At 71.5% G+C, this 6,084-nt stretch carries 5 protein-coding genes; 1 reads left to right on the top strand and 4 read right to left on the bottom strand.

Going from position 1 to position 6,084, the window contains the following annotated elements:
• Positions 1–133: 133 nt before the first annotated feature.
• Entirely contained in the window at positions 134–2,527 is a 2,394-nt protein-coding gene (fxsT, locus tag ABZ484_RS38100) for an FxSxx-COOH system tetratricopeptide repeat protein (RefSeq protein WP_358870536.1), read from the bottom strand.
• Positions 2,528–2,581: 54 nt separating this feature from the next.
• The gene (locus ABZ484_RS38095; RefSeq protein ID WP_358870535.1) at positions 2,582–2,935 is read right to left on the bottom strand and encodes a hypothetical protein; all 354 of its coding nucleotides are present in this window, start codon (positions 2,933–2,935) and stop codon (positions 2,582–2,584) included.
• A gap of 352 nt (positions 2,936–3,287) precedes the next feature.
• Here ABZ484_RS38095 and ABZ484_RS38090 point away from each other — a divergent pair, with 352 nt between their 5' ends.
• Entirely contained in the window at positions 3,288–3,815 is a 528-nt protein-coding gene (locus ABZ484_RS38090) for a DUF1062 domain-containing protein (RefSeq protein WP_358870534.1), read from the top strand.
• A 79-nt stretch (positions 3,816–3,894) separates the two neighbouring features.
• Here ABZ484_RS38090 and ABZ484_RS38085 read toward each other — a convergent pair whose 3' ends face one another.
• Positions 3,895–5,040 (bottom strand): DUF3103 family protein, encoded by a 1,146-nt coding sequence (locus tag ABZ484_RS38085; protein WP_358870533.1) that lies wholly within the window; start codon positions 5,038–5,040, stop codon positions 3,895–3,897.
• A gap of 108 nt (positions 5,041–5,148) precedes the next feature.
• The gene (locus ABZ484_RS38080) at positions 5,149–5,877 is read right to left on the bottom strand and encodes a GntR family transcriptional regulator (protein ID WP_358870532.1); all 729 of its coding nucleotides are present in this window, start codon (positions 5,875–5,877) and stop codon (positions 5,149–5,151) included.
• Positions 5,878–6,084: the final 207 nt, after the last annotated feature.

Below are 6,084 nucleotides of genomic sequence, written 5' to 3'. Positions count from 1 at the left end.
GTTCACCCTCGGCACCGTCGTCGTACTGCTGATCGTCGGCGTCGTCGGAGTGGCGGTGGCGCGCCGAGAGGACGCGGTGCGGGCTGCGACCGGCGAGACCGGGGCGTAGCACTCCAGCAGGAACGCACGAGTGTCACAGGTGTCGTCCCGCATCCGCCTTGCCGGCCTCCGCCCGCCAATGGGCGAGGTCGGCCCGGGTGGTGAGGGTGTCGGGGTGGTCGGTTCCCAGCACCCGTATCCGGTCGGCCAGCAGTTCGGCGAGTGCGGCCGCGGCCCCGGCGGGGTTCCCCGCCTTTCCCCGCCACCGGGCGAGGTTCTGGCGTGTGGTGAGAGTGTCGAGGTGGTCGGGGCCCAGCACCCGCACCTGGTCGGGCAGCAGCTCCTCAAGAGCGGTGACCGCCCCTGGCGCGTCTCCTGTCTCGCCCCGCCACCGGGCGAGGCTGTGACGGGTCGTGAGCGTGTAGGGATGGTCGGGCCCCAGTGCCCGCACCGCGTCGGGCAGCAGTTCCTCGAGACCCGTGACCGCCCCTCCCGTATCGCCCGCCTCGCCGCGCCACCAGGCGAGGTTGTGCCGATTGGCGAGAGTGTCGGGGTGATGCTCGCCCAGCACTCGCACCCGGTCGGGCAGCAACTCCGCGAACGTGCCCACGGCACCGTCCACATCACCCGCTCGGCCTCGCCACGTTCCCAGATCGTGGCGGGTGGTGAGGATGTCGGGGTGATCGGGGGGCAGCAACCGCGCCATGCGGTCGAGAAGATGTGCGAAGGCGGCCACCGCGCCTGCCGCGTCACCGGCCCTTCCCCGCCAGGACGCCAAGTGGGCCCGGGCATCGAGGGTGTCCGGGTGGTCCTCGCCCAGCCGTCGGCCGGCAGCGTCGACGAGGTACCGGTAGTGCTGGATGGCGGCGGTGATCTGGCCGCAGTCGCCGAAGCTGTTGGCCGTGCGGTACAGCACCTCGTGCACGTCCGGCCGGAACAGCGCGTCCTCGGCGTGGGCCGTCAGGGCGCCGGTGTTGGCCCGCAGGGCCTGCGCGAGGCCGGTGTCGCGTTCGATGTCGGGCCAGGCGGCCAGCAGCGCGTCGGCGGCGGTGCGGGCGCACCGATCACGCTGGCCGGTGGCGAGGACGTCGCGGGTGGCGCGCTGGACGAGGTGGTGGACGCGGACCGCCCGCTCCGGGACGTCGGGCGTGTGGTCGATGAGGCTGAGCCGGTGCAGGGCGCGCAGGGCGCGCACCGCGTCCCGGGCTGAGACGGGGACTGATGCGCCGGTGAGGGCCTGCCCGGTTCGGGCGCGGTGCCGCGCGAGATGGGCCAGGGCGGGCCGGCTGGTCAGCACCTCTTGGGGGACACCGTTGGGATCGAGCAGGGCGGCGAGGTGGAGCACGGGACGGGCCAGGCCGACGGGGCGGAGGGTGTCGGCGCGGTCGAGGGACAACGACCAGGCGGCGGCCAGAGGGGCGGCCTGGTCGTCGGGGAGCCGGTCGGGTGTGGTGTCGGCGAGGGTGGTGGCGCGGTCGGCCAGCAGGGCCCGGTACGCGGCCGCGGCCTCACCGGAGTCGACGAGGTAGGCGGCGGCCTGAGCGAGAGCCAGCGGCAGGTTTCCGAGGTCACAGGCCAGGGCCTTGAGCTGGTCGGCGGGCTCATGGCGGCCGTGCGCGGCCAGGAAGGCGGTCAGGTAGGCGACGGCTTCCGCCTCGGTGAACAGGCCGACCTCGATCACGCGGCGGCCTTCTCCGCTCAGGACGGCGTCCCGGCGGCGGGTGGTGACCACGGTACGGCCGTACCGGCCGGCGGGCGGCCACAGGCCCCGCAGGTCGTCGGGGTCGGCGACGTCGTCCAGGACGACCAGCCACCGGCACGGCCGCTGACCGGCCTTGGGCGTCAGCCACGCGAGGAAAGCCCGCGCGGCCTGCTCGGAATCGGTGGGGTCGGCCCGGCACAGTTCGACGCCGGCCTGTGCGTATCCGTCCACCACGGACGAGCGGGCGCTCGCGGTGATCCAGACCAGGACGTCCAGGCTGCCGTCGTACCAGGCGGCACGCGCGAAGTCGGCGGCGAGCTGCGTCTTGCCCACCCCGCCCAGTCCGGCCAGAACCCGGCTCGGCTGGGATCCGGTGTCCAGCCCCTGGCGCGGCACGGTAGGAGCGGCGTCACCGACCGCCGTCCGTAGCCGCTCCATCTCGGCGCGGTGCTGGAAGGACTGCGCACGAGAGGGAATCACGCCGACCTGATGTGGCCAGGCAGCCGGCTCGCGGGGCGGGCGCTGCTGGACCACGGTCAGCTTCTCGGCCCGGACGTGGTGGATGTAGCCGCTGTTGGCCAGCCCGCCCTCGGACGCGGTCGCGTCTCCGGTGGCGGACACCCGCACCGGGGCGGCGGTGGCGGTCTCGGTTCCGGGCGCCGGCCCGCGATACCCGCTCACCGCCGTGGCCTCGGATGCTGCCGAGGCGTTCCCGGTGCCGGTCACCGCCACCTGTGGGTCGGCGGCGCCCCCGGAGCCCGCCGGGCGGTTGTCGTCTCTGGCCACGCGACGATCCCCCTTCCCTCGGCGCGCTCTCCGCGCTGCCCCGGACCGAGCCGGTCAGCTGTAGTCGATGCCGCTGACGGCGCTGCTGCCGTCGCCGTCGGCCGTGGCGTCGCCGGTCCTCTCGGTCTTGGCCGATCCGTTGCCCCGGCCCCGCGGGCGCCTGACGCCGGTGACGGCCCTTCCCCCACGACTCGCGCGGGCCTGTCCGCTGTGGACGACCGTGTCGTCCGTGCGGCCGCCCGGAGTCTGGAACAGCGCCCAGACGAGTGCCGCGATGCCGACGGCGGCCTGGACCGAGGCCCCGGCCAGCTGTCCCGCGTCGGGGCTGTCCAGCAACCAGATCAACGGCGTGGAGACGATGCCGACCGCTGCCACCACGATGACCGTGATCTTCCACCCTCGCGACATACGAGCCTTCTCCCTCACCCCGGGGAGCAGCTGACGGGCTGCCACTTCGTATCCTCTCGTGGCGATTTCACCCAGGACAAGAAGCGCACCGTCACGGCGTCGTGATTCCGCACCGGCCTCGTCGGCCGGCGGCGGCATGACCCGGATCGCTCGAAAACCAGTGGAGCACCGCGGCTGTGCGTCACTACCGTGCTGGCGAACCCAGTCGTCTGGTGAAGGACGTGCCGTTGTACACCCTGTGAGACCTCCCGAGCGCTGATTCGTCGCGCGTCGCGCATGTGCGCCGCGCTGCTCCTTGCTGCGGACTTCTCACTGAAACCGGTGTACTTCTGTGCTCAATAGCTGGGTGGTCATGCCCACCTGCCTGCCGACCGTTCTCCGCCGTTGCCACACGTGCTCGTCAGAGCGCTTCCGGGCCAACGGCAAGTTCCGCGTCAACGCGAACCACAAGCTCCTCGACGCCTGGCTCCTCGTGCTCTGCACCGTGTGCGGGGACACGGCGAAGCTCACGGTCCTGGAGCGGGTGAATGTTCGCTCCGTACAGCCTGAGCTGCTGGACCGGATGCAGGACAACGACCCTGGGCTGGCAGCCGAGCTGCTCCAGGATCCGCTCGTGCGGCGCCGTAACCGCATCGCCCTCGACTGGGCGGGCGCCTGGCGCCTGGACACCGGCGGATCGGATCACCTTGACCGCGAGGTGATCGACGTCTCGGTCCGCTTCGCGGCGCGGATCCCCGTGCGGCCGGTGCGCCTGATCGCCGAAGGGTGCGGTCTGTCGCGGGCCGAGGTCGAGAGGCTGATCACGGAGGGGAGACTCGTCTCGGCGGTGCGGCTGGGCGGCAAGCTCTCCGACGACTTCACCTTCACGCTCAAGCGCTGAACGCTCCACAGGACCAGCGGCCTGTCCGGCAGGATCCGCCGGACAGGCCGCGAAGGTGGAAGCGATGCCGCCGGCTCCGTCAGAGCTGCTCGACGAAGTACGGTTCGACCGTCATCCAGCCGTTGCCCGCGGCCCCGTTCAGCCGGCCGGTGGAGTTCTTCGACAGGGTGTACCAGGAGTCCACGTAGTCGGGGTCGTCGGTGAACCAGGAGTCGGGCATCGCGTTCAGCAGCGCGTTCACCAGCGGGATGTAGGTTCCCTGGTCGGTCACCGTGAGCAGGGCCGTGGTGAGCGCCTGGGCCAGCGCCTTGTAGTTGGTGCCGTCGTCGTCCTCCATCATGACGACGTCGGCGAGGTTGTACTTGTAGTTCGACCAGTTGACCAGGATCTGGTTCGGGTAGTAGACGGTGTTGTCGTCGTCCAGGTACGGCATGTCGACCGAGTCGACGCGTGCCTTGCCGTCCAGCCCGAAGCCGGTCACCAGGGAGAACATCTCCGCTCCGCCCTTGAACCAGGGCTCCTCGTCGTCCTTCACCTCGACGCCGGTGACCTTGGTGGCCCACCAGCCCGCCGCGTCGAGGGCGTTCGCGGGTCCGTCCGGCAGCCGGTCGAGGCCGCCCGCGGCGAGCGCGTCCCGCAGCACCGCCATGCCGGCCCGGTGAGCCTTGGAGACGTCGATGTCCAGGACGTACAGCGGACGTTCGGGTACCCGGGCGGTGTCCACGGTGTGACGGTTGCCCTCGCTGTCGTAGGCCGTGAGGGTCGTGGCCTGGTCGTCGGCTGCCGCGACGGCGACCCAGGGTGTGGTGTCGGCATGCAGACGCGCGCGCATCGAGGGCGCACCCAGACGTACCCGCAGCAGTGAGCCCGTCGACTCGGGCAGCCCCTTCAGGGCCGTGATGCGCCGGTCGGCGGCGGAGACCGAAGCCCGCAGACGGCCGCCGTCCGCGTCCGCGGCCCGGCCGGTCAGCGCCTGTAGATCCACCTCGCGCGTGCCGAGCGCGGCCGAGCGCACCTGCGCCCTCCACCGAGGATCGCGGAGCGAGGAGGACAGCGACCTGGCGACTGCCTCCTCGACACCGCGGACCTGTGCGTGCGCAGAGGGCGAGGCCTGGCCGCCCGGGTTCGTGGCCGCCGTGGCGACCGCCGGCTGGACGATGCCGGCGATGACGGCCGACAGCATCACGCCGATCAGGGCGCGGCGCCGTTTGCTTGCTCTGCTCATCATGCTCCTTCTGCTGATTCGGCGTGCCGTGCAGGGGATGGACTCTGCTTGACACGTGCATGACATTTTGGTGAATGAGGCGGGAACGGGCTGGAATCCGTTCCCCTCCTATGCGGAGTCGTCGTCGGCCGAGCGCGCCCGGGCGCGCGTCAGCGACCTCAACATGATCTTCTCCGTCTCGCGCAGGTACGCTTCGGCCGCGCGCCGCGCCTCCTCGCTCTGCCGGCCCGCCACGGCGTACACCACCGGCGCGAGCCGCTTCGACGCCTCCGCCGGGTCCTCGAACGGCGCCCGCAGGGCTCCCCGTACGGGGAGGTAGGCATTGAACAGCGTGTTGGTGAGCAGCAGGTAGACCCGGTTCCCGGTGGCCCGTGCCAGTTCCCGGTGCACCTCCACATCGGCGAGTTGCGCGGCGTCCGCGTCAGGGGCCCCGCTCACTCGGCGCAGCAGTTCTTCCAGCCGCCGGGCCTGCCGCGCCGTGCGCCGGACCGCCGCGCGGCCGGCGATGAGCGTGCCGATGTGCCGTCGCACTTCGAAGATCTCCCTGAGCCACGCGGGGTCCTGTGCCGCCAGCATCGGGAGCAACTCGGCCCCGCCGAGCCGCAGATAGTCCAGGATCCGGGTGCCGATGCCGTGCCGGGTGCTCAGCAGTCCCGCCTTCTCCAGCCGGGTCAGGGCGTGTTTCAAGGTGGTCCGTGTGACGCCGTACCCGGCGGCCAACTCCCGCTCGGGAGGCAGGAGGGAGCCGGGTTCGTGCGTGCCGCTGAGGATGTCCTCACGCAGCCGGGCTTCCAGCAGATCGACCACGGATCGGCGGGGAATGCTCTCAACGGCCACGGAGGAACTCCATCCCTGCGGTCAGTGGTGCGACGACTCACTGGTCCAGTGGCTCAGCCACTGCTTCAGTGAAGCAGCCTCCGGATGTTGGGTCAACGCCCTTGCAGGCCCCTTAAGACGCCATCTCATTTGGCTGCCTGGGTAGGCTGTCGGTCGTGGTGGGGATCGTTGAGCGGCTGGTGCCGGACGAGTTGTGGGAACTGTTCC

This window comes from Streptomyces sp. NPDC006393 (genome assembly GCF_040628575.1).
Taxonomy (GTDB): domain Bacteria; phylum Actinomycetota; class Actinomycetes; order Streptomycetales; family Streptomycetaceae; genus Streptomyces.
Note: the sequence above shows the minus strand (reverse complement) of the source record. Positions and strands in the feature narration are given on the sequence as shown.